This window comes from Bradyrhizobium macuxiense, from assembly GCF_007993935.1.
Lineage (GTDB): Bacteria > Pseudomonadota > Alphaproteobacteria > Rhizobiales > Xanthobacteraceae > Bradyrhizobium > Bradyrhizobium macuxiense_A.
In genome coordinates, this window is sequence record NZ_VITY01000002.1 from 342968 (window position 1) to 369446 (window position 26479).

General features: G+C 65.2%; 23 protein-coding genes. 10 read left to right on the plus strand and 13 right to left on the minus strand.

What is annotated here, in order from left to right; genetic code table 11:
• Positions 1 to 4: 4 nt before the first annotated feature.
• The 5 genes from FBZ93_RS05760 (at position 5) to FBZ93_RS05785 (ending at position 5746) form a co-directional block, all read left to right on the plus strand.
• Positions 5 to 403, plus strand: a complete 399-nt coding sequence (locus tag FBZ93_RS05760) for a 5-carboxymethyl-2-hydroxymuconate Delta-isomerase (protein WP_146984981.1) — start codon at positions 5 to 7, stop codon at positions 401 to 403.
• On the plus strand, positions 396 to 1940 hold the full coding sequence (gene hpaE, locus FBZ93_RS05765) for a 5-carboxymethyl-2-hydroxymuconate semialdehyde dehydrogenase (RefSeq protein WP_146984982.1): 1545 nt from the start codon (positions 396 to 398) through the stop codon (positions 1938 to 1940). Before FBZ93_RS05760 ends, hpaE begins: the two co-directional genes overlap by 8 nt.
• Before the next feature lie 129 nt (positions 1941 to 2069).
• Positions 2070 to 3053, plus strand: coding sequence for a 3,4-dihydroxyphenylacetate 2,3-dioxygenase (gene hpaD, locus FBZ93_RS05775; protein WP_146984983.1), 984 nt, complete (start codon positions 2070 to 2072; stop codon positions 3051 to 3053).
• A gap of 166 nt (positions 3054 to 3219) precedes the next feature.
• Entirely contained in the window at positions 3220 to 4092 is an 873-nt protein-coding gene (locus FBZ93_RS05780) for a fumarylacetoacetate hydrolase family protein (protein ID WP_146984984.1), read from the plus strand.
• 25 nt (positions 4093 to 4117) lie between these two features.
• The gene (locus FBZ93_RS05785; protein ID WP_146984985.1) at positions 4118 to 5746 is read left to right on the plus strand and encodes a thiamine pyrophosphate-dependent enzyme; all 1629 of its coding nucleotides are present in this window, start codon (positions 4118 to 4120) and stop codon (positions 5744 to 5746) included.
• On the opposite strand, the gene FBZ93_RS05790 is transcribed toward FBZ93_RS05785, so the two are convergent.
• The 10 genes from FBZ93_RS05790 to FBZ93_RS05835 all read right to left on the minus strand — a co-directional run bounded on the left by FBZ93_RS05790 (position 5743) and on the right by FBZ93_RS05835 (position 15538).
• Positions 5743 to 6957 (minus strand): MFS transporter, encoded by a 1215-nt coding sequence (locus tag FBZ93_RS05790; protein ID WP_146984986.1) that lies wholly within the window; start codon positions 6955 to 6957, stop codon positions 5743 to 5745. The genes FBZ93_RS05785 and FBZ93_RS05790 overlap by 4 nt on opposite strands.
• Positions 6958 to 7174: 217 nt before the next feature.
• A complete protein-coding gene (alkB, locus tag FBZ93_RS05795) occupies positions 7175 to 7828 on the minus strand; it encodes a DNA oxidative demethylase AlkB (protein ID WP_146984987.1) in 654 nt (217 codons plus the stop codon).
• Positions 7829 to 7841: 13 nt separating this feature from the next.
• On the minus strand, positions 7842 to 8585 hold the full coding sequence (locus tag FBZ93_RS05800) for a 2OG-Fe(II) oxygenase (RefSeq protein WP_146984988.1): 744 nt from the start codon (positions 8583 to 8585) through the stop codon (positions 7842 to 7844).
• Positions 8586 to 8840: 255 nt separating this feature from the next.
• Positions 8841 to 9527, minus strand: a complete 687-nt coding sequence (locus tag FBZ93_RS05805) for a DUF2848 domain-containing protein (RefSeq protein WP_146984989.1) — start codon at positions 9525 to 9527, stop codon at positions 8841 to 8843.
• On the minus strand, positions 9520 to 10869 hold the full coding sequence (locus FBZ93_RS05810; protein ID WP_146984990.1) for an amidase: 1350 nt from the start codon (positions 10867 to 10869) through the stop codon (positions 9520 to 9522). Before FBZ93_RS05810 ends, FBZ93_RS05805 begins: the two co-directional genes overlap by 8 nt.
• 97 nt (positions 10870 to 10966) lie before the next feature.
• Entirely contained in the window at positions 10967 to 11686 is a 720-nt protein-coding gene (locus FBZ93_RS05815) for an ABC transporter ATP-binding protein (RefSeq protein ID WP_146984991.1), read from the minus strand.
• Entirely contained in the window at positions 11676 to 12404 is a 729-nt protein-coding gene (locus tag FBZ93_RS05820; protein WP_146984992.1) for an ABC transporter ATP-binding protein, read from the minus strand. Before FBZ93_RS05820 ends, FBZ93_RS05815 begins: the two co-directional genes overlap by 11 nt.
• On the minus strand, positions 12394 to 13314 hold the full coding sequence (locus FBZ93_RS05825) for a branched-chain amino acid ABC transporter permease (RefSeq protein WP_146984993.1): 921 nt from the start codon (positions 13312 to 13314) through the stop codon (positions 12394 to 12396). The genes FBZ93_RS05820 and FBZ93_RS05825 overlap by 11 nt, the downstream gene beginning before the upstream one ends.
• Positions 13307 to 14230, minus strand: a complete 924-nt coding sequence (locus tag FBZ93_RS05830) for a branched-chain amino acid ABC transporter permease (protein WP_146984994.1) — start codon at positions 14228 to 14230, stop codon at positions 13307 to 13309. Before FBZ93_RS05830 ends, FBZ93_RS05825 begins: the two co-directional genes overlap by 8 nt.
• 45 nt (positions 14231 to 14275) lie before the next feature.
• Positions 14276 to 15538 (minus strand): amino acid ABC transporter substrate-binding protein, encoded by a 1263-nt coding sequence (locus FBZ93_RS05835; protein WP_146984995.1) that lies wholly within the window; start codon positions 15536 to 15538, stop codon positions 14276 to 14278.
• A 220-nt stretch (positions 15539 to 15758) separates the two neighbouring features.
• On the opposite strand from FBZ93_RS05835, the gene FBZ93_RS05840 reads away from it, so the two are divergent.
• From FBZ93_RS05840 to FBZ93_RS05855, 4 genes are all read left to right on the plus strand, one after another.
• On the plus strand, positions 15759 to 16172 hold the full coding sequence (locus tag FBZ93_RS05840; protein WP_050420086.1) for a Zn-ribbon domain-containing OB-fold protein: 414 nt from the start codon (positions 15759 to 15761) through the stop codon (positions 16170 to 16172).
• Between the two features lie 4 nt (positions 16173 to 16176).
• Entirely contained in the window at positions 16177 to 17316 is a 1140-nt protein-coding gene (locus tag FBZ93_RS05845; RefSeq protein WP_146984996.1) for a thiolase C-terminal domain-containing protein, read from the plus strand.
• A gap of 131 nt (positions 17317 to 17447) precedes the next feature.
• Complete coding sequence (locus tag FBZ93_RS05850; RefSeq protein ID WP_146984997.1) at positions 17448 to 18362, plus strand: SDR family oxidoreductase; 915 nt, start codon at positions 17448 to 17450, stop codon at positions 18360 to 18362.
• 170 nt (positions 18363 to 18532) lie between these two features.
• Positions 18533 to 19645, plus strand: a complete 1113-nt coding sequence (locus FBZ93_RS05855; RefSeq protein ID WP_146984998.1) for an SMP-30/gluconolactonase/LRE family protein — start codon at positions 18533 to 18535, stop codon at positions 19643 to 19645.
• A gap of 161 nt (positions 19646 to 19806) precedes the next feature.
• Here the strand turns inward: FBZ93_RS05855 and ppc are convergent, their stop codons facing one another.
• The 3 genes from ppc to FBZ93_RS05870 form a co-directional block, all read right to left on the minus strand.
• Positions 19807 to 22599 (minus strand): phosphoenolpyruvate carboxylase, encoded by a 2793-nt coding sequence (gene ppc, locus FBZ93_RS05860; protein ID WP_146984999.1) that lies wholly within the window; start codon positions 22597 to 22599, stop codon positions 19807 to 19809.
• Positions 22600 to 22822: 223 nt separating this feature from the next.
• Positions 22823 to 24367, minus strand: a complete 1545-nt coding sequence (locus tag FBZ93_RS05865; RefSeq protein WP_146985000.1) for an acyl-CoA synthetase — start codon at positions 24365 to 24367, stop codon at positions 22823 to 22825.
• Positions 24368 to 24488: 121 nt separating this feature from the next.
• Positions 24489 to 25298: a crotonase/enoyl-CoA hydratase family protein gene (locus FBZ93_RS05870; protein WP_146985001.1), complete on the minus strand. Its 810-nt coding sequence runs from the start codon at positions 25296 to 25298 to the stop codon at positions 24489 to 24491.
• A 101-nt stretch (positions 25299 to 25399) separates the two neighbouring features.
• Here FBZ93_RS05870 and FBZ93_RS05875 point away from each other — a divergent pair, with 101 nt between their 5' ends.
• Positions 25400 to 26275, plus strand: coding sequence for an SDR family oxidoreductase (locus tag FBZ93_RS05875; protein ID WP_146985002.1), 876 nt, complete (start codon positions 25400 to 25402; stop codon positions 26273 to 26275).
• Positions 26276 to 26479: the final 204 nt, after the last annotated feature.

Here is a 26479-nt window from a genome sequence, read left to right on the forward strand (position 1 = left end):
CTGCATGCCGCATTTCACAATTGAATACTCCGCCAATCTCGACGGTCTCGTCGACATGGGCGCGACGGTCGAACTGGTTCGCAAGGCCGCGGTCGAGACCGGCATCTTCCCGCTCGGCGGCATCCGTGTTCGCGCCGTCAGATGCGAGCATTACGCGATCGCCGACGGCCGCAAGGCTTACGGCTTCCTCGACATGGTGCTCCGTCTCGGCGAGGGCCGCGACCTCGCCACCCGCAAGAAGGCTGGCGAGCACATCTTCAAGGCGCTGTCGGCTCATCTCGATCCGATATTCGCCAACAGCAAGTTCGCTCTGTCGTTCGACATGCAGATCAACGACAAGGAAACCAGCTGGAAACGCAACAACATCCACGACGCACTGAAGGTGGAGACGGTCAATGGATAAAGCGACAGCGAAATCGTCAGCCGACGTGTTCCAGGCCAACCGCGATCGTGCCGGTCCTCTGCTGGCGAAGCTGAAGGCCGAAGGCATCGGCAATGTGATCGACGGCAAGGTGGTGCCGGCGGCATCCGGCCAGACCTTCGAGACCAAATCGCCTGTTGACGGCACGGTGCTGGCGACGGTCGCACGCGGCAATGCCGAGGATATCGATCGCGCCGCAACCGCCGCGGCCAAGGCCTTCAAGGCCTGGCGCGACATGCCGGCGGGGCAGCGGCGTAAGCTGCTGCATCGCGTCGCCGATGCGATCGAGGAGCGCGCCGACGACATTGCCGTGCTCGAATGCATCGACACCGGCCAGGCGCATCGCTTCATGGCCAAGGCCGCCATCCGCGCCGCGGAGAACTTCCGCTTCTTCGCCGACAAATGCGGCGAGGCGCGCGACGGCCTCAACACGCCCTCGGACGAACACTGGAACATCTCGACCCGCGTGCCGATCGGCCCGGTCGGCGTGATCACGCCGTGGAACACGCCGTTCATGCTCTCGACCTGGAAGATCGCGCCGGCGCTCGCGGCCGGCTGCACGGTGGTGCACAAGCCCGCCGAATGGTCGCCGGTGACGGCCGATATGCTGGTCAAACTCGCCAAGCAGGCCGGGCTTCCCGACGGCGTGCTGAACACCGTGCATGGCTTCGGTGAGGAGGCCGGTAAGGCGCTGACCGAACACCCCGCCATCAAGGCGATCGGCTTCGTCGGCGAGAGTTCGACGGGCTCCGCGATCATGGCGCAGGGCGCACCGACCCTGAAGCGGGTGCATTTCGAGCTCGGCGGCAAGAACCCGGTGATCGTGTTCGATGACGCCGATCTCGACCGCGCGCTCGATGCCGTCGTGTTCATGATCTACTCGCTCAACGGCGAACGCTGTACCTCGTCGAGCCGGCTGCTGGTTCAACAGGGCGTCGCCGACCAATTCGTCGAGAAGCTCACCGCGCGCGTGAAAGCGTTGAAGGTCGGGCACCCGCTCGATCCCGCGACCGAGATCGGGCCACTGATCCATGAGCGGCACCTCGCCAAGGTCTGCAGCTATTTCGACGTCGCCAAAAAGGACGGCGCGACGATCGCGGTCGGCGGCAAGCCGCATGACGGTCCCGGCGGCGGCCATTATGTGCAGCCGACGCTGGTCACCGGCGCCAACGCGAACATGCGCGTCGCGCAGGAAGAGGTGTTCGGCCCGTTCCTGACCGTGATCCCGTTCAAGGACGAGGCTGACGCGATCGAGATCGCCAACGGCGTGCAATACGGCCTGACCGGGTATGTCTGGACCGGCGAGATGGGCCGCGCGCTGCGCGTCGCCGATGCACTGGAAGCCGGCATGATCTGGCTCAACTCGGAAAATGTCCGCCATCTGCCGACCCCGTTCGGCGGCATGAAGTCGTCAGGCATCGGCCGCGACGGCGGCGACTACTCGTTCGACTTCTACATGGAAACCAAGCACGTCTCGCTCGCGCGCGGGACGCATAAGATTCAGAAACTGGGAATTTGAAGCCGTCGTTCCGGGGCGATGCGCAGCATCGACCCCGGAACCTCGGGATTGCCCGGTGCGCAATTGCGCACCTGGAGTCTGGTCCTTCGGACCACCCCGGAATGACGAACAAAGATTGAGGAAACACCGATGCCCGTTCCGACGCACGTTTTCGATCCGCCGTTCAACATCATCCGCTGCAGCCATGCCGTGCTCGACGTCACGGACCTCGACAAGAGCGCGATCTTCTACGAGAAGACGGTCGGCCTCCACATCGAGGACCGCGACGACAAGTCGGTGTATCTGCGCGCCAGCGAGGAGCACCAGCATCACTCGGTGGTGCTGCGCAAGGCGGCGAAGGCCGCCTGCAACCGGCTCGGCTTCAAGGTCGGCAATGACGGCGACCTCGACAAGGCCGCCGCCTTCTGCTCCGAGAACGGCATCACCTACGCCTTCGTCGAGCAGCCGTTCCAGGGCCGCACGTTGCAATTCACCGATCCGTTCGGCTTCCAGATCGAGCTCTACGCCACGATGGAGAAACGCCCGCATCTCTTGCGGCGCTACGATCTCTACAAGGGCTGCCATCCGCAGCGGCTCGACCATTTCAACGTGTTCGCCGCCGAAGTGCAGGACACCGTCGATTTCTACGCCCGGCTCGGCTTCCGCCTCACCGAATATGCCGAGGAGGACGGCGACAACGGCCGCATCGCCGCCGCCTGGATGCATCGCAAGGGCAACGTCCACGACTTCGCCATTACCAACGGCAAGGGTCCCCGCCTGCACCACATCGCCTATTGGGTGCCGACCGCGATGAACATCGTGCATCTCTGCGACGTGATGGCCTCCTCCGGCTATCTCAAGAACATTGAGCGCGGCCCGGGCCGGCACGGCATCTCCAACGCCTTCTTCCTCTACATCCGCGATCCTGACGGCCATCGCATCGAGCTCTACACCAGCGATTATTTCACCGGGGATCACGACCACGAGCCGCTACGCTGGTCGCTGCGCGATCCGCGCCGTCAGACGCTGTGGGGCGCCCCGGCGCCGCGCTCCTGGTTCGAGGAGGGCTCGACTTTCGCTGGGCAAGCGGTGCGCGAGCCGCGCTTCGTCGCCGACGTGCTGGTCGCGGACTGATACGAGACACTGTTCACCTGTCGTCCCTGCGAAAGCAGGGACTCATAACCACCGGCCCGCGTTGTTGCGAAGATCGTCACCCCGCGTGCCATAATGTGAAGCCTTTGGTCATTGGTCCCGGCTCGCGCTTCGCTTCGCCGGGACGACATCAACGATTGGATTGCCGATGACTGCCCCTCGCCTCGCCACCTATTCCGTCAACGGCGTCACGCAATATGGCACCGTCACCGACGGCGGCATCGTCGACCTCTCGTCGCGCTTTGCCAGGGACTATCCAACCTTGCGCGAGGCGATCGCCGCCGGCGCACTGAGCAGGCTCGTGGAGGATGCCGCCAAGCGATCGCCCGACCACGCGCTCGACGCGGTCACCTGGCAACCGCCGATCCCGGCGCCGGACAAGATCATCTGCATCGGCGTCAACTATCCGGACCGCAATGCCGAGTACAAGGACGGCTCGGACGCGCCGAAGTACCCGAGCATGTTCCTGCGGGTGCCGCGCTCCTTCGTTGGCCACAACACGCCGGTGGTGCGGCCGCGCATCTCGCCGCAGCTCGACTATGAGGGTGAGCTGGTGCTGGTGATCGGCAAGGCCGGCCGGCACATCGCAGAGAGCGCCGCGCTCGATCACATCGCCGCGATCACGCTCTGTAATGAAGGCACCATCCGCGACTGGGTGCGCCACGCCAAGTTCAACGTCACCCAGGGCAAGAACTTCGATTCCACCGGCAGTCTCGGCCCGTGGATCGTGCCCTACACCAGCGAAGCGCAGATCGCCGATATCCGGCTGACCACGCGGGTCAATGGCGAGGTCAGACAGGACGACCGCACCTCGCGCTTGATCTTCGGCTTCCGCTACCTCATCAACTACATCTCAACCTTCACGACGCTGGTTCCCGGCGACATCATCGTCACGGGCACGCCGACCGGGGCAGGTGCGCGGTTCGATCCGCCGCGCTACCTGAAGCCCGGCGATGTCGTCGAGGTCGAAGCCGAAGGCGTCGGCATTCTGCGCAACGGCGTCGTCGACGAAACCATCTAACCTCGCAAGCGAAGTGGACAGTGCCATGACTTCAACATCCGGCGGCGAAGCGATCGTCAACGGCCTCGTCGCGCACGGTGTCGACACCGTGTTCGGCTTGCCCGGCGCGCAGATCTATGGCCTGTTCGATGCGTTCCACCAGGCGCAGCTCAAGGTGATCGGCGCTCGCCACGAGCAGGCCTGCGGCTACATGGCGTTCGGCTACGCCCGCTCCAGCGGCAGACCCGGCGTGTTCAGCGTGGTGCCCGGCCCGGGTGTGCTCAACGCCTCGGCCGCGCTGCTGACCGCGTTCGGCTGCAACGAGCCGGTGCTGTGCCTGACCGGCCAGGTGCCGACGCAATTTCTCGGCAAGGGCCGTGGTCATCTGCACGAGATGCCGGACCAGCTCGCGACGCTGCGCACCTTCGTGAAATGGGCGGAGCGGATCGAATACCCCGACAACGCGCCCGCGATGGTGTCGCGCGCGTTCCAGGAGATGCTGTCGGGCCGCCGCGGCCCCGCCTCGCTTGAGATGCCGTGGGACGTATTCACCCAGCGCACCCAGGTCGCTTCCGTGAAGCCGTTCGACCCGTTGCCGGCGCCGCGGCCTGATCCAGACCGTATCAAGGCGGCCGCCGATCTGATCGCCGGCAGCAAGGCGCCGATGATCTTCGTCGGCAGCGGCGCCATCGAGGCGCGCGAGGAAATCCTCGAGCTGGCCGAGATGATCGACGCGCCTGTCGTCGCATTCCGCAGTGGCCGCGGCATCGTCTCCAACGCGCACGAGCTCGGACTCACCATGGCATCCGCCTACAAGCTCTGGCCGAAGACCGATCTGATGATCGGCATCGGCACCCGCATGGAGCTGCCGACCATGTCGCGCTGGCCCTATCAGCCGGCCGGGCTGAAATGCGTGCGCATCGATATCGATCCGGTCGAGCTGCGCCGCTGGCCGGCCGATACCGGCGTGATCGCCGACGCCAAGGCCGGCACCGCCGACCTTGTCGCAGCGGTGCGCAAGGCCGGCTACAGCAAGACCTCAGGCCGCCGCGCCGCGATCCGCGAGGCGACCGCGGCGACCGAGCAGGAGATCCAGCGCATCCAACCGCAGATGGCTTATCTGAAGATCCTGCGCGAGGTGCTGCCGGCCAACGCCATCGTCACCGACGAGCTGTCGCAGGTCGGCTTCGCTTCCTGGTACGGCTTTCCGATCTATGAGCCGCGCACCTTCGTCACCTCGGGCTATCAGGGCACGCTCGGCTCGGGCTTCCCGACCGCGCTCGGCGCCAAGGTCGCCAACCCGAACAAGCCGGTGGTCGCGATCACCGGCGACGGCGGCTTCATGTTCGGCGTGCAGGAGCTCGCGACCGCGGTGCAGTTCAACATCGGCGTCGTGACGCTGGTGTTCAACAACAACGCCTATGGCAATGTGCGCCGCGATCAGCGCGAGCGCTTCGACGGCCGCGTCGTCGCCTCCGACCTGGTCAATCCTGATTTCGTCAAGCTCGCAGAGTCGTTCGGCGTCGGCGCCGCGCGCGTCACCTCGCCCGATCACTTCCGCCCGGTGCTGGAGAAGGCGCTGGCCGATGGCGGGCCCTATGTGATCTCGGTGGAAGTGCCGACGGATTCGGAAGTCTCGCCCTGGGCGTTCATTCATCCGGCTCGGAACAGCTAAGCGCTCTTGACGCCGCGTTGCAGCCGCGACGCGGCGATCACGAGCAGGCCGGCGCCGGTGACCGACCAGCAAGCGACCGGCGCCCAGTGCACCAGCGGTGCATAGTCCGGCAGCTTCTGCAGGCCGCCGGCTACCGCCGCCATCCGCGCAAAGGTCGCAAGCGCGAGCGCCGAGAACACGAGGCCGGTGACCTTCCCCTCGGCGCCGGTCTCGCCGATCGCGAGCGCGGCCGACACCGCGCTCATCAGCATGCAGCCCCAGGCGGCGCCCGCCATGAACTGCGCCACAATCAGGACGTTGAGGCTGCCGGCGATCTCGGCGGCGACGATGGCGAAGGCACCGAGCAGCCCCGCGCCGCCCATCACGATCAGCCCCCCGCGATGCTTGACGACGATGCTCGCCGGAAACATCGCGATGTTGAAGCCGATCCAGAACACCGGCATCAGCCATTGCAGCTCGTTCGGCTTGGCGAAGCGCAGATAGAACGGGGCGCTGTTGATGTTGAAGTGCAGCTGGTAGCCGAGCGAGAGCAGCACCATCGACGCGATCAGGAACATCGGCACCGCCCCGAGCCGCCTTGCCGGCGCCGCAAGCCGCTCGGGCTGCACCTCCTCGGCGACGCGGCGCTCGATCCCTGAGAGAGCCAGGGCGGTCAGCAGCAGCACGGCGCCCGACAGCACGAATGGCAGCCGCGCATCATGGTCGCGCAGCACGACGCCGAGATAGGGCGAGACCGCGCCCGCGATGCCGTAGCCCAGCATCGCCAGCGCGGTGAGGAACGGGACCGAGGGCTGCGCGCGATACCTGCCGAGCAGCGTCAATGGCGGCGCACGCAGTGCCGACGATGTGACAGCCCAGATCACGATCAACACGATCAGCCAGACCTTGGCGCCCGGCCCGGTGCCGGCGACGTAAGGCAGCGCGACGAAGGCCGCGCATGAGATCGCGGCAAGGACGCCGACGAACACGCCGAGACGGCCGACCAGGATCGAGATCCTGTCGGCGGCCATGCCCATCGCCGTATCCGTGATGGTGAAGATCGCCTGGTCCATCATCAGGATCAGGATGACGGTTGATGGCGCGATGCCGACATCGGCGCACAGCTTGGGCAGATAGATCAGGTAAGTGGTCCAGCCCAGCGTGAAGACAAGCTGCAGCACGGCGAGATAGACGCCGGTGCGATTGACGGCGCGGTCGGCCTTGGTGCTCATGCGCGAAGTCTAGACCAGCTCTCCCATTTGCGGGAGGCCTTTAGCCTGACTGAAGCGACGAAGCAAAGGTACGAGCTGCCAAAATATCGAAAACAACCCCATGCAAAGCAGCAGGCGTTCCGCCGGCACTCGGAAAAAGCGCTTGACCTGTCGGGCAACTCAGTGGCATATTTCCATTATTCCGAAATTGCACAGCCACCCCGCCGCCGCGCAATAGCTAGCGCACCTTGCGGAAGGTCAGATTGATGCGCTGCCGGCCGAGCACGCTGTGCTCGCCATCGGCAAGCGGCGCCACGCCGTGATAAAATAGCCGTGACGGCCCGCCCCACACCGCAACATCGCCATGTTCGAGCCGATAGCGGCGCGGCGTGTCGCTGCGCTTCAGGCCGCCGAACAGGAAGATCGCCGGCAGCCCGAGCGAGATCGAGACGATCGGCGCGCCGTAATCCAGCTCGTCCTTGTCCTGATGCAGCGACAATTTTGCGCCGGGGACATAGCGATTAATCAGGCACGCCTCCGGTGCGAAGCCGTGGAAGCCGGCCGCGGCCGCAGCATCCGCCGCGAGCCCGCGCAGCACCTCCGGCATCGCCGGCCAGTTCTGTCCCGAGTCAGGATCGATCGGATCGTAGCGATAGCCGCTGGGGTCGGAGACCCAGCCGACGCTGCCGCAATTGGTCATCGCGACCGACATCCGGTGGCCGCCCGGCGTGATCAGATGCCGGAACGGTGCCTGCTTGACTATGACGCGCAATGCCGGAATGAGCTCGGCCTCGAACGGCCGGACGAAGCCGCGCAGCAGCACCGCACCATCCGCGATCGTCTCGCGCTGCGGCCGCACATCGCCAAGTGTCTCGAACAGATCAGCGGCCACGCCTCTCTCGCACTCACTTCGCGTCGTGGAAGATCACACCAACGGTGTGGCGGTGGCCGGTGCGAATCCGGCTGACGCCGTGGCGCAGATTGACACGATAGGGTCCGCGTGTCCCCTGCACCGGACGATGATGCACGGCAAACGCCACTGCATCGCCCTTGGTCAGCGGCACCACCTCGGGCCGCGACTGCATCCGCGGCCGCTGCTCGGTCAGCACGAATTCGCCGCCGGTGAAATCGCGGCCCGGCTGCGACAGCAGGATCGCGACCTGGATCGGGAACACGTGCTCGCCATAGAGATCCTGATGCAGGCAATTGTAGTCGCCCTCGCCATACTGCAGCAGCAGCGGCGTCGGCCGGGTCTGCCCGGCGTCATGGCAGCGCTTCAGGAATGCGGCGTGCGACGAGGGATAGCTGATCTCGATCCCCATCGTCTGGTTCCAGCGATTGGCGGTCGCGGTCAGCCGCGCATACAACGCCGGCCGCAGCTCCGCGATCAAATCCGGCAGCGGATAGGAGAAGTATTTGTACTCGCCGCGGCCGAAGCCGTGGCGGCCCATCACGACCTTGCTGCGGAACCGGCCGTCGTCGGGATAGAGCGCGGCGATGGCGTCGCATTCCTCGGGAGTCAGCAGGCCGTCCAGGACGGCGCAGCCCTGCCCGTCGAGGTCGGTCGTGATCTGGTTCCAGCCGAGCGCGTCGACGCGGGCTGGGATGTCGGAGGTGGGGCGGGTGAGGGTCTTGGCTGTTGCTGTCATGGGGCGGAATCTGGCCGATAACCGCGGCCCGCGCCACCCGATTTCCGGTGCAATTTATGCCGGGAGCGCCGCCACAATCACGCTGTCGTCCCTGCGAAAGCAGGGACCCATAGCCACCGTCGTCAGTTGTTCGCGAGGGCTGGGGCCACAGCGTGCTAACGACAGCATCCTGTGGTTATGGGTCCCTGCTTTCGCAGGGACGACAGGTGGAGAAAGTGTCAGCCGATCCTCGACAGGATCGCGCGCAGAAGGAAATCAGCCCCTCACCGGCAGCGTGATCACGTCGTAGCCGTGGCTGATCTTGCGCTTCAGCACCGGGTCTTCCAGCTCGAACTCGAAGCGGCTGGCGGGACGGATGCCGCCCTTGGCCGCAAAAGTGCCGCCGAACATCGCGCAGCCGTCGGGCAATCCACCCTGGTCGAAGCCGCGAGCGATCAGGTCCTTGACCGGCAGCATGTGATCGAGCGTGCCTTCCTGGTAGAGCACGCGCTCGCCGCCGATCACGGCCCAGGAACGCAGAACAAGCTGGTCCCAGTGGCCGATGACGTCCTCGAGCTCCCAGAGCTCGGAAGCCATCGGCTTGTCGCACATCTGCTTCGACACGGTGACGCTGTAGGCCTCCACCTTGCGATCGGTGTGGTCCGAGCCGCAGCCGACAAAGACCCGGCCCTGCCAGCCGATCAGCACGAACTCGACCTCGCCGCTGGAGTCCTCGCCGCAGACCTCGATGGCATCGGCGAAGGTGATCCGGCGCGCCGAGCATCGGTAATAGATCGGCGTCGTCGCCGGCCGCGCGATGCCGAGCGCTTCGAGCTCGGCGATGTGCTTGTCGCGGGCCACCGGATCGCGCCCGGTCCAGCCGGCGATTACGGCCTGCCGGATTTCGAGCGTGAGCGGCGTCGCGACGCCCTTGTCGTCCACGTTGAAGGTGAGATCAAACACGGATGACGGTCTCCATTCCGGCCGCGAGCTCGAAGATGCGGCGATCCGAACCGCCCGCGGCGGCGAGCATCAGGCCGACCGGCGCCTCGCCCTCGCGATGCGCGGGCAGCGAGATGGCGCAGCCATCGAGCACGTTGATCAGCGAAGGATTGCGCAGCGCGCGCAAATTCTCGGTGGCGAACGCCTTGTCGTCGGCGAGGCTCGCAATGGTCGGCGGCAGGTTCGCGGTGGTCGGCAGCACCAGCGCGTCGTAGGGCGCGATCCGCGCCTCGGTGCGGGCAATGAACGAGCGGCGCGCGTTGATGAGGTCGATATAGTCGGCCGCCAGAAAACCCTCGCCGCGCTGGATGCGGACGGCGACGCGCGGGTCGTAGATATCGCCCTTGCTGGCGAGCAGGAAGCGGTGCCAGGCATAGCTCTCGGCCGCGGAGAACCCGCCCTTGGTGTTCATCACGCCGACATCAAGAAACTCAGGCACCTCGATGCGCTCGATCAGGGCGCCGGCGCGCGACAGCGACGCCAGCGCGCGCTCGAAGGTCTTTGCGACGGCATCGTCGAGATCATCGAGCGCGACCGTGGTCGGCACCGCGAGCCGCATGCCCTTGACCGGACGCGGCGCGATCGGCGTCACCGCCTCATCGGCCAGCACCGCGTCGAGCACCGCACAGCAGGCCACCGAATTCGCGAGCGGACCGTAGCTATCGAGTGTGAACGACAGCGGCACGCCGCCATCGAGCGGAATCCGGCGCTGCGTCGGCTTGTAGCCGACGATGCCGTTGAAGGCCGCCGGAATCCGGCAGGAGCCGCCGGTGTCGGTGCCGAGCGCGCCGAACGCCATGCCGTCGGCGATCGAGACCGCCGCGCCCGAGGACGAGCCGCCGGGCACGTGGCCGACGCTCCGGTTCCAGGCGCTCTTCGGCGTGCCGTAATGCGGATTGATGCCGATGCCTGAATAGGCGAACTCGGTCATGTTGGTACGGCCGATCACGATGAAGCCGGCGCGCTTGAGCCGCGCCACCACCGGCGCATCGGCATCCGCCGGCGCGGAATCCTCCAGCGCCCGCGAGCCGGCACGCGTCACCTGCCCCTTGATGTCGAACAGATCCTTGATCGAGACCGGAATGCCGGCAAACGGCGACGGCGCGGCGTTGGCCTTGCGCAGCCGGTCCATGGCGTCGGCGGCCTCCAGCGCCGCGTCGCGGTCGACATGGATGAAGGTGCGCTGGCCCTCGCCGCCCGGATCGGCGATCCGGGCGATGCATTGCTCGACGAGCTTGCGGGCGGAGGTCGCGCCGCTGGCGAGATCGGCGGCAAGGGAGGCGAGTGTCGGATTGTTCGGCATGGCTTTCACTTCACGGCTGGCACTTCATGGCTTCAGCTGATTGTCGCGCGAACCGGGGCCGATTTCCAGTGCGCCGGCCCCCAGTCTCGCATCACTATCACTTCAGCCCGAAATAGGCGCGGTGCAGCTCTTCATTGCCGCTCATCTCGGCAACCGTGCCGGAGAAGCGGATGCGCCCGCCTTCAAGCACGAACACGCGGGTGGCAATCTCAAGGAAGCCGATATTCTGCTCGGCGATCAGGAGCGCCAGTCCGCGGCCCTGCAGGCTCGAGAGGGCGCGCAGCACCTCCTTGACGAACAGCGGCGACAGCCCGGCCGAGGGCTCGTCCATCACGAGTAGTTTCGGCTCGGCCGACAGCGCCTTGGCGATGCCGAGCATCTTGCGCTGGCCGCCGGAGAGGCTGGATGCCGGGTCGCGGCGCTTGTCGCGCAGCACCGGAAACAGGCTGTAGAGCTCGTCGACCCGCGCGCCCGGATTGGCATGGCCCAGCGCCTGCGCGCCGACCCGGATGTTCTCCTCGATCGACAGATCGGGAAATACCGCAAGCTCCGACATGTAGGTCATGCCGCGCTTCATGCGATCCGAAGATCGCATTTTCGTGATGTCCTCGCCGCCGAGCCTGATGTGGCCGCTGCGGGCCTCGATCAGGCCGACCAGCGATTTCAGGAAGGTGGTCTTGCCCGCGCCATTGGCGCCGAGCAGCAGCACGGTCTCGCCGGGGCGAACGTCGAGATCGACGCCCCACAACACCTGCATGGTGCCGTAGCCGGCATCGACGCCCCTGGCGTCGAGAAGCGAAGCTGCATCAGTGGGCATGCTCGCCTCCCAAAAACACTTCGATCACTTGCGGCTCGCGCACCGCGGTCGCAAGCGTGCCCTCGAAGATTTCCTTGCCCGCGTTGAGCACGATGACGCGGTCGGTGATCTGCTCGATGAAGCCCATCAGATGCTCGACTACGATGATCGCCATGCCGGTCGCGGCCAGCGCCTTGATGCGGCCGGCGATCCAGTCGAGCTCCGCCGGGTTGAGGCCGGCCGCGAGTTCGTCGAGCAGCAGCAGCCGCGGCCGCGTCGCGAGCGCGCGGGTGAGATCGAGCATCTTCTGCTGCGCGCTGTTGAGATCGGCGGCGGGACGGTCGGCGACCTCCTTCAGCCGGTACTCTTCAAGCAATTCGGCAATCGACGGCGCACCGGTCGCGCCGCCATAGGCCAGCGCCACCTGGATGTTCTCGCGCACCGTGAGCGACAGGAACGGCTTCGGCACCTGGAAGGTGCGGTTGATGCCGCGGTGAACCAGTTTGTGCGAGGCGACGCCGCCGGACGACACATTGTCGAACACGACCTCGCCGCCGTCGGGGGCATAGAGACCGGATATTACGTTGATCGCCGTGGTCTTGCCGGAGCCGTTCGGACCGACCAGGCCGAGGATCTCGCCCGGCACGACGTGAAAGCTCAGGCCGTCGAGCGCGTGGAAGCCGCCGAAACGCTTGACCAGCTTCGAGACCTCGAGGATGGGGGATTTCTCAGGGGACATGCCACCCCCTGCGGGTTGCCAGCGACACCAGGCCTGCGGGCAGGAACAGCACGAGGCCCATGATCAGGAGACCATAGATCAGCTGGAAATATTGCGGCGTGGTGAAGCCGATCAGATTGTAGATGCCATAGAGGATCAGGACGCCGACGATCGGTCCGCTGATGGTGGCGACGCCGCCGAACAGCGCGAACACGATCGCGAAGATCGAGAACTCGCCGGAGAACACGTTGTCCGGATAGAACACCGAAACGTACCAGGCGTAGATGCCGCCCGCGAGGCCGGCGACAAGCGCCGAGGCGAGCCAGGCGATCACCCGCATCTTGATGATGTTGACGCCGGCCATCGAGGCCGACACCGCATCTTCGCGCACGGCCTGCAGCGCAAGGCCAAACGGCGAGTTCTTCAGATACACCACCGCGCCGACCGTCAGCGCCATCACCACGACCGCGGCATAATACGCATGGGTCGGGTTGAACGTGCCGGTGAGCGAGACGCCGTAGGGACCCTTGGTGATCCCCTCCAGCGCCGGGTTGGCGACGAAGTGCAGCACCGCGAGCGACGCTGCGAGGTTCGCGATCGCGAAATACGCACCCGACAGCCGCAGCAGCGGCGTCAGCAACAGCCCGAGCAGGACCGCGACACCGCCGCCGACCAGCACGGCGAGCGGCGCCGGCGTCTGCAGATGCATCACCATGATGGCAAAGCCATAGGCGCCGGCGCCGAAGAAGCCGACATAGCCGAACGGCAGATAACCGGTGAAGCCATAGATGATGTTCACGCCTTGCGCGAGGATCAGGAAGATCACGAAGTTGAACAGCAGCAGATGGTTTTGATAGACGCCGGGCAGCAGTGCGAACACCACCACCAGCGGCGCCAGGATGAACAGCAGGTGTTTCGGGGCGTTATGCAACGCGCACCCGCCTTCCGAGCAGACCGCTCGGGCGCAACAACAGGATCACGATCAACAACACAAAGGGCAGCAGGTCGGCCCAGGAACTGAGATAGGTCTGCACCAGCATGTAGCAGAGACCATAGACGACACCGCCGAGCGCGGTACCGAGCGGATTGCCGAGCGAGCCCAGCACGACGATGGCAAACGACGTCACGGTCGCATCGGCGCCGAACGCCGGGGTCACCGAGCCGAACATGAAGGGCGCGAACACGCCGGCGACCGCCGCGATGCCCAGACCGATGCCGAACGCCGCCGCCGAGATGCGGTCGACATCGATGCCGGTTGCCAAGGCTTCGTCGCGGCGCGACATCACCGCGCGGGTCAGGGTGCCGAGCCGCGTATGGTAGAGATAGAGGTAGACGAGCCCGATCGCGATCAGGCTGGTGATGGCCGCGATCACCCAGGGCGCGGGAAAGCCCTGGCCGAAGATCTGGATCGGCCCTGCCCCGCCGGCCTTGCCGCCGAACCACTTGACCTTGATGGTCGTGAACACGGTGCCGAGCAGCCGGCTCTGGATCGAGCGCTCGCTGGTGCCGGCGAAAATCGTGGTGACGGCTTCGATCACCTGCGACAGGCCGAAGAACAGGATGATCGACAGCATCTCCGGGTTGGCCGAGCCCTGCAGCCGCGGCACCAGCACCCAGTAAAGCAGCACGCCCGCCAGCACGAACACCACGAAGGCCAGCGGCACCGCGAACAGCGGGTCGATGCCGGCGACGCCGACCACGCCAAGCGCGATGAAGGCGCCCAGCATCAGGATGTCGCCATGCGCAAGATTGACGATGCGCATGACGCCGAACACGAGATTGAGACCGATGCCGACCAGGCTGAAATACAGCCCGAACAGCACGCCGGCAACGAGCGCATAGGTCATGCTACCGCTCGCCGCCGAAGGTTACGCTGCCGCACTTAACCTGCATCACGGCGCCGGATAGATCGGCTTGCCGGTGGCGGTCTCGTGCGGATAGATCGAGACGAACTTGATGTGATCGTGCTCGTCGACCGTGAGCTGGCCGAGCGGCGTCAACTCGCCGATCTGGCCGCCGGTCTCATCCAGCGCGAAGGTGCCGTCCAGCGTCTTGAGCTGGCCGCTGAGCGAGAACACCGCACGGCGCAGCTCCATCTGGTCGAGGCTGGTCGCAACCGACAGCGTCTTCTCGATCACCAGCGCGGTGGTGTAGCCGGCCACCGCGTTGAAGCCGAACTCCATCTTGCCGTCGTTGTACTTCTTGGTCCACGCGGCGCGGAAATCCTTCATGTTCATCCCGAAATTGACGGGATAATCCAGCTCGGACGGCGGCACGTAGGTCCAGATGTGCTCGAGGCCCTTGGCGCCGACGTTCTTCTCCAGCAGCTCGGTCTCGAGGCCGGCATAGATCGCGAACAGCATCTTGAACTTGGTGCCGACGTCCTGGACGTTGCGCAGGAAGGCGATGTCGTTCGGCGCATAGCCAAAGTGGATCACCGCGTCGGGATTGGCGTTGCTGATGTTGTTGATGATGACGTTGTAGTTGGTGGTCTCGGTCGGAACGCCCTGGTCGTAGACGATCTCGATCGGCGCACCGGACTCCTTGACGAACTTGCGGAACGCATTGGCCTGAGTGCCGGTGAACTCGTTGGTCGCGTAGAGGATCGCGACCTTCTTGATGCCGAGGCCGGGACCGTCGTGGCTGATGAAGTCAGCGACCGGCTTCGGCCAGATCGTCGACACCGGGTCGGCCATCAGCGCGATGTAGGGATTGTCCTTGGAGAAGAAGCTCGCGCCGGTGCCGGTCTGGTCGAACAGGAACATTTTGTGATCGCGCGCGATCGCAACCGCAGGCGCCGTCAGCACCGATCCGGAATCGGCGACCAGCAGGTCGACCTTATCCTGGGTGACGAGCTGATTATAAAGCGTCGCGGCGGTCGCGGTGTTGCTCTGGTCGTCATAGGAGACGAGCTTGATCGGGATCTTCTTGTCGAACGCTTTCACGAAGACGCCGCCCTCGGCGTTCTTCTGCTCGACCCACAATTTCAGCGAGCTGTAGACCGGCATCGAGATCGAGGCATAGCGCCCCGAGGACGCATAGAGCGTGCCGATCTTGATCTCCGACGGCGCGTCGGCGGCCACAGCCTGCGTAACGCTGGCCTGCGTGGCAAATGCGAGGCTGGCAGCGAGTGCCGCGCCGATGATCCTCAGCATGATATTATCCTCCCGGGTATCTTGGATGTAGCTTGGACGCGGCCCTTCTACGCGCCGGACCGGAGCGACACAAGCATCGCGGCCTTAGCAATTGTGCGAGGGGCGGAATATGCGGCATGCGCCGGACACAGGCCGCTGCGCGCCGCATGGATGGACCGTTGACGGGACTTGGTCCGATGGCGCATCAAGACTGTAATGATTTCGGGAGGAGACTATAGACATGGCCGAGCCCGCGCGCGCGAAACCAAAACCGACGCCTGAGACCCAGCATTTCTGGGACGGCACCAAGGCCGGCGAGCTGCGCCTGCAGCGCTGCGACGCCTGCGCCAATGTCTACTTTCCGCCGCGGCCGTTCTGCCCCTCCTGCGCCTCGCGCAAGGTCTCGGTATTCAAGGCCAGCGGCAAGGGTAAGCTCTACAGCTACGTCATCAACCATCGTCCCGCCGCACCCGGCTTCACGCCGCCCTATGCGATCGCCGTCGTCGAGCTCGACGAGGGCCCGCGCATGATGAGCAACATCATCGATTGTCCGCAAACGCCGGAAGCGCTCGAGCTCGACATGCCGCTCGAGGTCGCCTTCGAGGCGCTCGACGACAAGATCACCCTTCCCTTGTTCCGTCCGGCGAAGGGGTAACGCGATGCGCAGGAACCAGGTTGCCGTCGTCGGTGCGGCTGAAACCACCGAACTCGGCGTCATCCCGAACATGTCGCAGATCCAGCTGCACGCGGACGCGGCGCTGAATGCGATCGCGGATGCCAGCCTGAAGCTGTCGGACATCGACGGCTTCGCCACCGCGGTCGAGACCCCGCAGCAGATGGCGCACTATCTCGGCATCACGCCGACCTGGGTCGACGGCACCTCGGTCGGCGGCTGCTCCTTCATGCTGCACGTCCGCCACGCCGCCGCCGCGATCGAGGCCGGCCTCTGCAAGACCGTGCTGATCACGCACGCCGAGAGCGGCAAGTCGATGATCGGCAAGCAGCCGCGCTTCACCGCGCCCGACAGCCTCAACGGCCAGTTCGAGGCGCCGTTCGGCGTCTACGGGCCGCCGAGCATGTTCCCGATTCCGGTGCTGCGCTTCATGAAGACCCACGGCATCACGCATGAGCAGCTTGCAATGGTCGCCGTCGTGCAGCGCGAATGGGCGGCCAAGAATCCGCGCGCGACCATGAAGGATCCGATCACGGTCGCCGACGTGCTGAACTCGCGGATGATCGCTTATCCGTTCCGCCTGCTGCAATGCTGCCTCGTCACCGACGGCGGCGGCGCGCTGATCCTCACTTCGGCCGACCGCGCCAAGGATTTCCCGCAAAAGCCGGTCTACATCCTCGGCACCGGCGAGAGCGTGGAAACGCCGATGGTCAGCCAGATGAAGACGTTCGACTCATCGCGCGCCTTCAAGGTGGCAGGTCCGCTCGCGTTCAAGGAGGCTGGCATCTCCCACAAGGACGTCGATCATCTGATGATCTACGACGCCTTCGCGCATCTGCCGCTGTACGGCCTCGGCGACCTCGGCTTCATGCCGCATGAGGAAACCGGCAAGTTCATCGCCGACGGCAACACCCGCCCCGGCGGCAAGCTGCCGCTCAACACCAATGGCGGTGGCCTGAGCTACATGCACTCCGGCATGTACGGCATGTACGCGCTGCAGGAGAGCGTGCGGCAGATGCGCGGCATCGCGCCGGCGCAGGTGCCGAACGCGAAGATCTCGGTCTGCCACGGCGTCGGCGGCATGTTCGCCGCGAGTGGCACGATCATCTTTACGAACGAGAAGTAACCCAACCCGTCATTCCGGGGCGCGCAAAGCGCGAACCCGGAATCTCGAGATTCCCCGATGCGCAATTGCGCATCTGAGGTCTGGGTGCTTCGCACCATCCCGGAATGACGGCCCCAACAAGGAGAACCCACATGGCAAAATCACTGCAAGACAAGGTCATCATCGTCACCGGCGCGGGCCGCGGCATCGGCCGCGAGATCGCGCTGCTCTGCGCGGCGGAAGGCGCCAAGGTCGTGGTCAACGATCCCGGCGGCGCGGCCGACGGCGGCGGCTCGAGCGCGGCGCCCGCCGAAGAGGTGGTCGAGGAGATCAAGAAGCGCGGCGGCACGGCCGTTGCCAATTTCGAATCGGTGGCGGAAGCCATTCCGGCCAGCAAGATCGTGAAGACCGCGACCGATCATTTCGGCCGGCTCGACGGCGTGGTCAACAATGCCGGCATCCTGCGCGACATGATCTTCCACAAGATGAGCGTGGAAGCCTTCGAGGCCGTCATCAAGGTGCATCTGATGGGCTCGTTCTATGTCAGCCACGCCGCCGCGCGCATCTACCGCGAGCAGGAGTCAGGCTCGTTCGTGCACTTCACCTCGACCTCGGGCCTGATCGGCAATTACGGCCAGGCCAACTACGCCGCCGCCAAGCTCGGCATCGTCGGCCTGTCGAAGTCGATCGCGCTCGACATGGGCCGCTTCAACGTGCGTTCGAACTGCGTGTCGCCGTTCGCCTGGACCCGCATGATCGGCACCATCCCGACCGAGACCGATGCCGAGAAGGCGCGCGTCGAGAAGATCAAGCAGATGGGCCCGGAGAAGATCGCGCCGGTCTGCGCCTATCTGCTCTCGGACGCCGCCAAGGACGTCACCGGGCAGATCTTCGGCGTGCGCATGAACGAGATCTTCCTGTTCGGCCAGCATCGTCCGGTGCGCTCGGTGCATCGCGGCGAAGGCTGGACGCCCGAGACCATTGCGGAACACGGCATGCCGGCACTGAAGGGCTCGTTCGCCAAGCTCGACCGCTCGGCCGACGTCTTCAGCTGGGATCCGATCTGAACTTGTTCTGATCCTCGGATCGGATCTGACAGTTTTGTGAAAAAGTCGCCTCCGCAAAGCAGCGGGGGCGACACACTCTTCGGTTGTTTCTTCATGGCGTGCCCGCATTGTGCCAGAATTGCGGGCGCATGATCGTCCTCCCCGATAACAAGAAACCTGGGAGGACTTTCGTGACAAATCCAAGCAACACAGAGCAACACGAGAGCGACGGAACGAAGGCGTTCGACCGTCGGACCATTTTGCGCGGCGCAACCGCGCTTGCTGCAACCGCGATGGCGGCGTCAGATGCATCCGCGCGCGACTACGGCCACAACGCGGAACCGCAGCGTTATCCCGATCCTGACATCGTCGTGATCGACGACAAGCGCTTCAAGGCCAAGGTCGGCAACACCGCGATCAAGCGGCTGTACACCGGCTGCCTGTGGGCGGAAGGCCCGGCCTGGAATGCGCAGGGCCAGTATCTGGTGTGGAGCGACATCCCGGCCAACCGGCAGTTGCGCTACCTCGACGATGACGGCCACATCTCCGAGCAGTTCCACAAGCCGTCGAACGAAGCCAACGGCTCGACCTTCGATTTCGAGGGCCGGCAGATCACCGCCGAACGCACGCGGCTGGTGCGCTACGAGCACGACGGAACCGTCACGTCCTTGGCAGAGCAGGTCAACGGCAAGCAGCTCAACGGGCCGAACGACATGGTGGTGCACCCGAACGACAAGTCGATCTGGTTCACCGATCCCGGCTACGGCGCGGTCTCGATCTATGAGGGCCAACTGGCCAACACCGGATCGAAGCAGCCGTATCAGAAGGAAGCCGTCTATCGCATCGATGCATCGACCGGACAGATCACCAAGGTCTGCGACGAACCGTTCAAGCCGAACGGCATCGCCTTCAGCCATGACTACAAGAAGGTCTATGTCTGCGACACCGGCATCACGCATTATCCGAGCGCCAAGAACATCGTCTGGCAGTACGACCTCAACGGCGACAAGCTCTCCAACCCGCGCACGCTGATCGACATGACGCTGGACGGCAAGTCGGGCTTCCCGGACGGCATGCGTGTCGACATCGACGGCAACATCTGGGTCGGCGCCGGCTGGGTCGGACCGGGCTATGACGGCGTGCAGGTGTTCGCACCCGACGGCCAGCGGATAGGCCAGATCCTGCTGCCGGAGACCTGCGCCAACCTCACCTTCGGCGGCAAGAAGCGCAACCGCCTGTTCATGACCGCGAGCCAGTCGCTCTATGCGGTGTATGTGGAGACCAGAGGCGCGCACAACTGTTGAGGCAAACACGCTGTCGTCCCTGCGAAAGCAGGGACCCATAACCACCAGTGCCGATTGTTTTGAAAGGCTGGGGCTCCAGCTTCTCACAACACAACCGGTCGTGGTTATGGGTCCCGGCGTTCGCCGGGACGACAATGTGGCTGGCCGCTATTCCCCAGTAACTAACCGCTATTCCTCAGCCCCGCCGAAATCCCGTTGATCGTGATCTGAATCCCGCGCAGCACCTGCTCGTCCGGGTTCTGCGCGCGATGCTCCTTCAACAGCTCGACCTGCACGTGGTTGAGCGGATCCATGTAGGGGAAACGGTTGCGGATGCCGCGCTCCAGCAGCGGGTTGCCCTGCAGCAGCCGGTCATGGCCCATGATGTCGAGCAGCGTTTCGATCGACAGATGCCACTCGCGGCGGATCTCGCCGAAGATCTTCTCGCGCAGCGCGACGTCGGGCACCAGCTCGGCATAGCGCGAGGCGATTGCGATCGAGCTCTTCGCCAGCACCATGTCCATGTTGGACAGCAGCGTGCGGAAGAACGGCCATTCCCGGTAGAGCTCCTGCAGGAACGGCATGCCCTGCTCCGGATGCTCAGCGATCCAGGTCTCGACCGCAGCGCCGAAGCCATACCAGCCCGGCAACATCAACCGGCATTGCGCCCAGGAGAACACCCAGGGAATCGCGCGCAGATCCTCGATCTCGCGGGTCTTCTTGCGCGAGGCCGGACGGCTGCCGATGTTCAAGGTCGCGATCTCGTTGATCACCGTCGAGCCCCAGAAGTAGTCGGCAAACCCCGGTGTCTCGTAGACGAGGCCGCGATAGGCCTTGAACGCGAGCGCGGAAATCTCCTCCATCGCCTTGAGATATTCGGGGCGCGGCGCGCTCTGCCGCGGCTGCAACAGGCTGGTTTCGAGCGTCGCCGCGGCGAGGATCTCCAGATTGCTGCGCCCGACCTCGGCATTGGAGTATTTCGACGAGATGATCTCGCCCTGCTCGGTGATGCGGATCTGGCCGTTCACCGCGCCGCCGGGCTGCGCAATGATCGCATCATAGCTCGGGCCGCCGCCGCGGCCGACCGAGCCGCCGCGGCCGTGGAACAGACGCAGCCGCACGCCGTGGCGCTCGAACACTTCGACGAGGCCGATCTCGGCTTTGTAAAGCTCCCAGCCCGAGGTGACGAAGCCGCCATCCTTGTTGCTGTCGGAGTAGCCGAGCATCACCTCCTGCACGCTGCCGAGACTGTCCACCAGCTTGCGATAGTCGTGCAGCACCAGCATGCGGTCCATGATGCCGCTCGAGGCCTGCAGGTCCTCGATGGTCTCGAACAGCGGCACGATGTTGACGGCGCCGCGGCCGGACGGATTGACGAGCCCGACCTCCTTCAAGAGCACCGCGACCTCGAGCATGTCGGACATGCCCTGGCACATCGAGATGATGCATTGGGAGATCACCTCGGGGCCGAACTTGGCATGCGCTTCGGCCGCGGCGCGGAACACCGCAAGCTCGCTTTGGGTCTCCTCGGAATATTTGACGAAAGGCGAGGCCAACGGCCGCGCGCTGCGCAATTCGCCGAGCAGCAGGCTGACGCGCGCATCCTCGCCGAGCGCAAGATAGGACATGCCGGGATTGGCGGTATCGAGCAGCTCGGCGACGGTGCGCTCGTGCACCGCCGAGTTCTGGCGAATGTCGAGCCGCGCCAGATGGAAGCCGAAGCAATCCACCGCTCGCCGCAACTGCCGCAGCCGGCCGCGCGCGATCACGCCGGAATTGTTCGCGATCAGCGAACGATTAAGCACATCGAGGTCGGCCTGGAATTCCCTGACGGTCGCATAGGGCTCGGCCTTGCCGACCGGCGGCCGCGTGGTCTCGACCTCGAGCCGCGTCGCGGTGGCTGCGAGCCGCGCATAGATGCCGGAGACCGCCAGGCGGTACGGCTCGCCGCTGCGATGCGGCGAGGTGTCGGGCGAACGCTCAGCAAGGATCCGCAGTTCCTCGGAGACGTCGGCGAGGTGCGCCGCCAGCGACAGCTCGGCGCCGAGCGCATGCAGCTCCTCGAGATAGAAGCTGAGCACCCTGCTCGACTGCAGCCGCAGCGTGCCGCGCATCACCTCTGCGGTGACGAACGGATTGCCGTCGCGATCGCCGCCGATCCAGCTTCCCATCCTGAGGAACGAGGCGAGATCGCCGGCCTCGCCGCCTTCCTTGTTGAGCCGGTCCTCCAGCGCGCAGTGCAGCCGCGGCACCTCCCGCAGGAAGGTGTAGTCGTAGAACGACAGGCCGTTGGCGACCTCGTCGAGCACCGTCAGCTTGGTCCGGCGCAAGAGATTGGTCTGCCACAGCGTCACGACCGCGCGGCGCAGCTGCTCGTCGCTGGCTTCGCTCTCGTCCGGCGTCATCTGCAACCGCTCGCGGCGGTCGAGCAGATCGGCGATCTCCATCTCGCGATCCATCGTGCTCTTGCGGCGGACCTCGGTCGGATGCGCGGTCAAGACCGGGCTGACCAGCGCGCTCTTGAAGAAGCTGCGCAAATCGGCCGGGCTGATGCCGGCCTGGCGGGCATGGACGAGGGTTTGCTCCAGCGTGCTCGGCCGCGGCGTCCCGCTCGGCCCGCGGCTGCGCATCTGGCGGATGTTGTTCTGGTCCTCGGCGATGTTGGCGAGGTGGGAGAAATAGCTGAAGGCGCGGACGATCCGCAGCGTTTCGGCGATCGACATGCCGTCGAGGATGCCTTCCAGCTCCCGCCGGGCCAGCTTGTCCTCGTCGCGGTGGAACCGGACTGACGTCTGGCGGATGCGCTCGACCAGGTCGAACACATCGGCCCCTTCCTGGTCGCGCACGGTGTCACCCAGCACGCGCCCCAACAGCCGGATGTCGTTCCGGAGCCGTGTATCCTCCTCCTGCGCCTGGGCTTCCGCAGCGCTCTTGGCACGGATTTCGGTCTCGGAAGGCAAGATCTGGGGAGACATGGCGTGGCTACTCCAGAGGCTGCCCGGCTCCTCCCGAGTGTGCGCTTTTTTTGCCGCAGCGCAAGATGAACTTGCGCGGTGCACCACCGCCGTCGTCCCTGCGAAAGCAGGGACCCATAAACACCGGCTATGGTTATACGGAAGGTGTCTACCACCGCCTTTCATTGATAGATCACGCGGTATGGGTCCCGGCCTTCGCCGGGACGACACCGAGTTTGCGGCCCTAGATCCTCCGCCCCGCGCGCTCCCAATACGGGTCGCGCAGCCGGCGCTTGAAGATCTTTCCGGAATCCTCGCGCGGCAAATTGGTCTGGATCTCGATGTGCTTGGGCACTTTGTAGTCGGCCAGCGCGACTTTCAGCTGGGCCCGGACCGAGGCGATGTCGAGCGCGACGCCCGGCTGCGGCTCGACCACCGCCATCAGTGCCTCGCCGAATTCGGCGTCGGGAATGCCGAACACCGCGCAGTCGTGCACGCCGGGCACCGCGTGCAGCACGGCCTCGATCTCGGCCGGGTAGATATTGACGCCGCCCGAGATCACCATGTCGCGCTTGCGGTCGCAGATGAAGACGTAGCCATCGGCGTCGATGTAGCCGACGTCGCCCGAGGTGATGAATCCCTGACGGTCGATCTCGGCACGTTTCTCGGACTTGTTGTGATAGGTGAAATCGGGATTGCCCGCGATCCGCGAATAGATCTCGCCGATCTGGCCCTGCGCCACCTCGCGGCCGTCGTCGCCGATGAAGCGAAGCTCGGCGCCGGGCGAGATCTTGCCAACCGTTCCCGGCTTCTTCAGCGCATCTTCCGACGTCGCGAACGTCACCGCGCCCGACTCGGTCGAGCCGTAGAATTCATAGATCACCGGCCCCCACCAATCGATCATGGCGCGTTTGACATCGGCCGGGCACGGCGCGGCGGCGTGGATGATGTGGCGCAGCGACGACATGTCGTACTTCCTGCGCACCTCCTCGGGCAGCTTCATCAGGCGAATGAACATCGTCGGCACCATGAAGATGGTGTCGATCCTCTCGCGCTCGATCAGCGCCAAAAATTCCTCCGCGTCGAACCGCGGCATCAGCACCAGCGCGCCGCCGAGCTTGCCCGAGCGCAACCCGAAAGAGTTCGGCGCCGAATGGTAGAGCGGTCCGGGCAGGATCGCGCGCGCACCCGGCTTCAGGCCATAGATCATCGCGCGCATCGCTTCCGCATTCGCGGTCTGCTCCGGCGTCGGCGCGAAGCGGCGCACGCCCTTGGGATGGCCCGTGGTGCCCGAGGTGTAGATCATGTTCTGCGGCTGCGGCACCACGGGGCCGTCATAGCGCGAGAATTGCGCCAGCCAGGATTCGAAATCGATCGCGAAATCCGGGGTTCCGAGATGATCGGGATTGATCTTGTAATGGCTAAGGATTTCCGGCGGCGTCGGCACGCTGAGCACGGTGACATCAGGCGGGATCGCGCCACGCAGCGGATGCAGCATGTCGGCATGGCCGATCAGGACGCGCGTGCCGGAATCCGTCAGCACGTAGTTGATCTCCTCCGGCTTGAAGTGCCAGTTGATCGGCACGCCATAGGCGCCGAGCCGCATCGCGGCATAGGCGGCCTCGATGAAGGCGATGTCGTTGCGCATCAGCATGCAGACGCTGTCGCCCGGCTTGACGCCGAGCTTGGCAAGGCCGCTGGCGATGCGCTCCGTGCGCTCGGCCACCGCAGCGTGATCACGCCGGCGCTCGCCGCTGATGACGCCGAGGAAGGGTTTGGACGTTTCCATTGTCGTTGTCCGATCTTTCGTCGGGTTAGTTGGTCATTCCGGGTCCGAAGGACCAGACCCGGAATCTCGAGATTCCGGGTTCGATGCTGTGCATCGCCCCGGAATGACACTGCGGCCACTCTCACACATCCGCAAACTTCGGCGCACGCTTCTCCAGATTGGCGCGCACGGATTCGGTCTGGTTCGGGCTGCCGAGCAACTTCTGCTGCTCGACGGATTCCGCGAGCAGCGCAGCCGCCGGATCGACCGACAGATTGTTCAGCATGCGCTTGGCGGCACGGATCGCATCCGGGCTCTTGCCGGCGATCTCGCGCGCGACCTCGAGCGCGGCGGCGCGCGGGTCGTCACAGACGCGGGTGGCAAGGCCGTAGCTCTGCGCCTCCTGCGCCGAGAAGATGCGCCCGGTGTAGGTGAGCTCGCGCAGGATGTCGTCGCGCACCAGGCTCGCGAGGATCGGCGTGCCCGCCATGTCGGGCACGAGACCCCATTTGATTTCCATGATCGACATCCGCGCGTCCGGCGAAAGGAAGCGCATGTCGGCGCCGAGCGCGAGCTGAAAGCCGCCGCCGAACGCGACGCCATGGACCGCAGCGATCACGGGCACCGGAAGCTGGCGCCAGCCCCAGACTGCCTGCTGCGGGGCATTGGCCTTGCCGTGGGTGCGGATCGTGAGGTCGCGGTTTGCGCCACCCGGCACCCCGTTACCGCCATCCTTCATGGCGGCGAACCGGCCCATATCGAGGCCAGCGCAAAACGCCCGGCCCTCGCCGGACAGCACGACCACTCGGACGGCTTTTTCCTTGGAAAGTCGGTCAGTTGCAGCGACCAATGCCTCGAACATCGCGGCATCGAGCGCGTTCATCTTGTCGGCCCGCACCAGGCGGACATCGGCGATACCGTTTGAAATCGATATCGAAACGCGATCTTCCATCATTCCCTCCGCTTTGTTCCTTGAGTTGGCGCTTTACAGAAAGGCCGTTGTCCGCTTTTAGTCAATCGACCAATTAACTGACAACCCCCGTGGAGGAAACGATGTTCTCTGATCAGCTTCTTGCCGGGCGGCGCATCCTGGTAACCGGTGGTGGCACCGGCCTTGGCAAGGCCATGGCCGAGCGGTTCCTCCAGCTCGGCGCCGAGGTGCATATCTGCGGCCGCCGCAAGAGCGTTTGCGACGAAACCGCCACCGAGCTGATGGCCGAGCACGGTGGACGCGTGGTCAGCCACGGCGTCGACATCCGCAATGCCATGGCGGTCGACGAGATGATCGACGCGATCTGGACCACCAGCGGTCCCCTCACCGATCTGATCAACAACGCCGCCGGCAATTTCATCTCGCGCTCGGAAGAGCTCTCCGCGCGAGGGTTTGACGCGGTGGCCAACATCGTGATGCACGGCACCTTCTACGTGACGCATGCGGTCGGCCGGCGCTGGATCGCCGGCGGCCATCGCGGCAACGTGATTTCGATCACGACGACCTGGGTGCGCAACGGCTCGCCCTATGTGGTGCCGTCGGCGATGAGCAAATCGGCGATCCATGCGATGACCATGTCGCTCGCGGTCGAATGGGGCCGCCACGGCATCCGCCTCAACACCATCGCACCCGGCGAGATCCCGACCGAGGGCATGAGCAAGCGCATCAAGCCCGGCGACGAGGCCGGTGCGCGCACCAAGGCGATGAACCCGATGGGCCGCGTCGGCACCATGGAAGAGTTGCAGAACGTCGCGGTGTTCCTGATCTCCGGCGGCTGCGACTGGATCAATGGCGAGACCATCGCCATGGACGGCGCACAGGCGCTCGCGATGGGCGGCAATTTCTACCAGCTGCGCGACTGGAGCGACGACGACTGGACCAAGGCGCGCGAGTCGATCAAGGCCCAGAACGAGAAGGATCGCGCGGCGCGGGGGTGAGGCCTGCGCACCTGCCGCAATCACCGCCGTCGTCCCGGCGAAAGCCGGGACCCATAACCACCGTTGCGCGTCGTTAAGCTCGCTGCGGCCCCAGCGTCGCGCCACACTAACATTCGTGGTTATGGGTCCCGGCTTTCGCCGGGACGACGATGTTGAAGCAGCGCGTGTACTTACCCCGTATTGTTTTTCCCGCGCGATGCCGTC

What these genes read in the sequence shown, in the direction of transcription:
- FBZ93_RS05760 (WP_146984981.1), top strand. Translation starts at nt 5, where the DNA reads ATGCCGCATTTCACAATTGAATACTCCGCCAATCTCGACGGTCTCGTC.
- hpaE (WP_146984982.1), top strand. Translation starts at nt 396, where the DNA reads ATGGATAAAGCGACAGCGAAATCGTCAGCCGACGTGTTCCAGGCCAAC.
- hpaD (WP_146984983.1), top strand. Translation starts at nt 2,070, where the DNA reads ATGCCCGTTCCGACGCACGTTTTCGATCCGCCGTTCAACATCATCCGC.
- FBZ93_RS05780 (WP_146984984.1), top strand. Translation starts at nt 3,220, where the DNA reads ATGACTGCCCCTCGCCTCGCCACCTATTCCGTCAACGGCGTCACGCAA.
- FBZ93_RS05785 (WP_146984985.1), top strand. Translation starts at nt 4,118, where the DNA reads ATGACTTCAACATCCGGCGGCGAAGCGATCGTCAACGGCCTCGTCGCG.
- FBZ93_RS05790 (WP_146984986.1), bottom strand. Translation starts at nt 6,957, where the DNA reads ATGAGCACCAAGGCCGACCGCGCCGTCAATCGCACCGGCGTCTATCTC.
- FBZ93_RS05800 (WP_146984988.1), bottom strand. Translation starts at nt 8,585, where the DNA reads ATGACAGCAACAGCCAAGACCCTCACCCGCCCCACCTCCGACATCCCA.
- FBZ93_RS05810 (WP_146984990.1), bottom strand. Translation starts at nt 10,869, where the DNA reads ATGCCGAACAATCCGACACTCGCCTCCCTTGCCGCCGATCTCGCCAGC.
- FBZ93_RS05815 (WP_146984991.1), bottom strand. Translation starts at nt 11,686, where the DNA reads ATGCCCACTGATGCAGCTTCGCTTCTCGACGCCAGGGGCGTCGATGCC.
- FBZ93_RS05820 (WP_146984992.1), bottom strand. Translation starts at nt 12,404, where the DNA reads ATGTCCCCTGAGAAATCCCCCATCCTCGAGGTCTCGAAGCTGGTCAAG.
- FBZ93_RS05830 (WP_146984994.1), bottom strand. Translation starts at nt 14,230, where the DNA reads ATGACCTATGCGCTCGTTGCCGGCGTGCTGTTCGGGCTGTATTTCAGC.
- FBZ93_RS05835 (WP_146984995.1), bottom strand. Translation starts at nt 15,538, where the DNA reads ATGCTGAGGATCATCGGCGCGGCACTCGCTGCCAGCCTCGCATTTGCC.
- FBZ93_RS05840 (WP_050420086.1), top strand. Translation starts at nt 15,759, where the DNA reads ATGGCCGAGCCCGCGCGCGCGAAACCAAAACCGACGCCTGAGACCCAG.
- FBZ93_RS05845 (WP_146984996.1), top strand. Translation starts at nt 16,177, where the DNA reads ATGCGCAGGAACCAGGTTGCCGTCGTCGGTGCGGCTGAAACCACCGAA.
- FBZ93_RS05850 (WP_146984997.1), top strand. Translation starts at nt 17,448, where the DNA reads ATGGCAAAATCACTGCAAGACAAGGTCATCATCGTCACCGGCGCGGGC.
- ppc (WP_146984999.1), bottom strand. Translation starts at nt 22,599, where the DNA reads ATGTCTCCCCAGATCTTGCCTTCCGAGACCGAAATCCGTGCCAAGAGC.
- FBZ93_RS05865 (WP_146985000.1), bottom strand. Translation starts at nt 24,367, where the DNA reads ATGGAAACGTCCAAACCCTTCCTCGGCGTCATCAGCGGCGAGCGCCGG.
- FBZ93_RS05870 (WP_146985001.1), bottom strand. Translation starts at nt 25,298, where the DNA reads ATGGAAGATCGCGTTTCGATATCGATTTCAAACGGTATCGCCGATGTC.
- FBZ93_RS05875 (WP_146985002.1), top strand. Translation starts at nt 25,400, where the DNA reads ATGTTCTCTGATCAGCTTCTTGCCGGGCGGCGCATCCTGGTAACCGGT.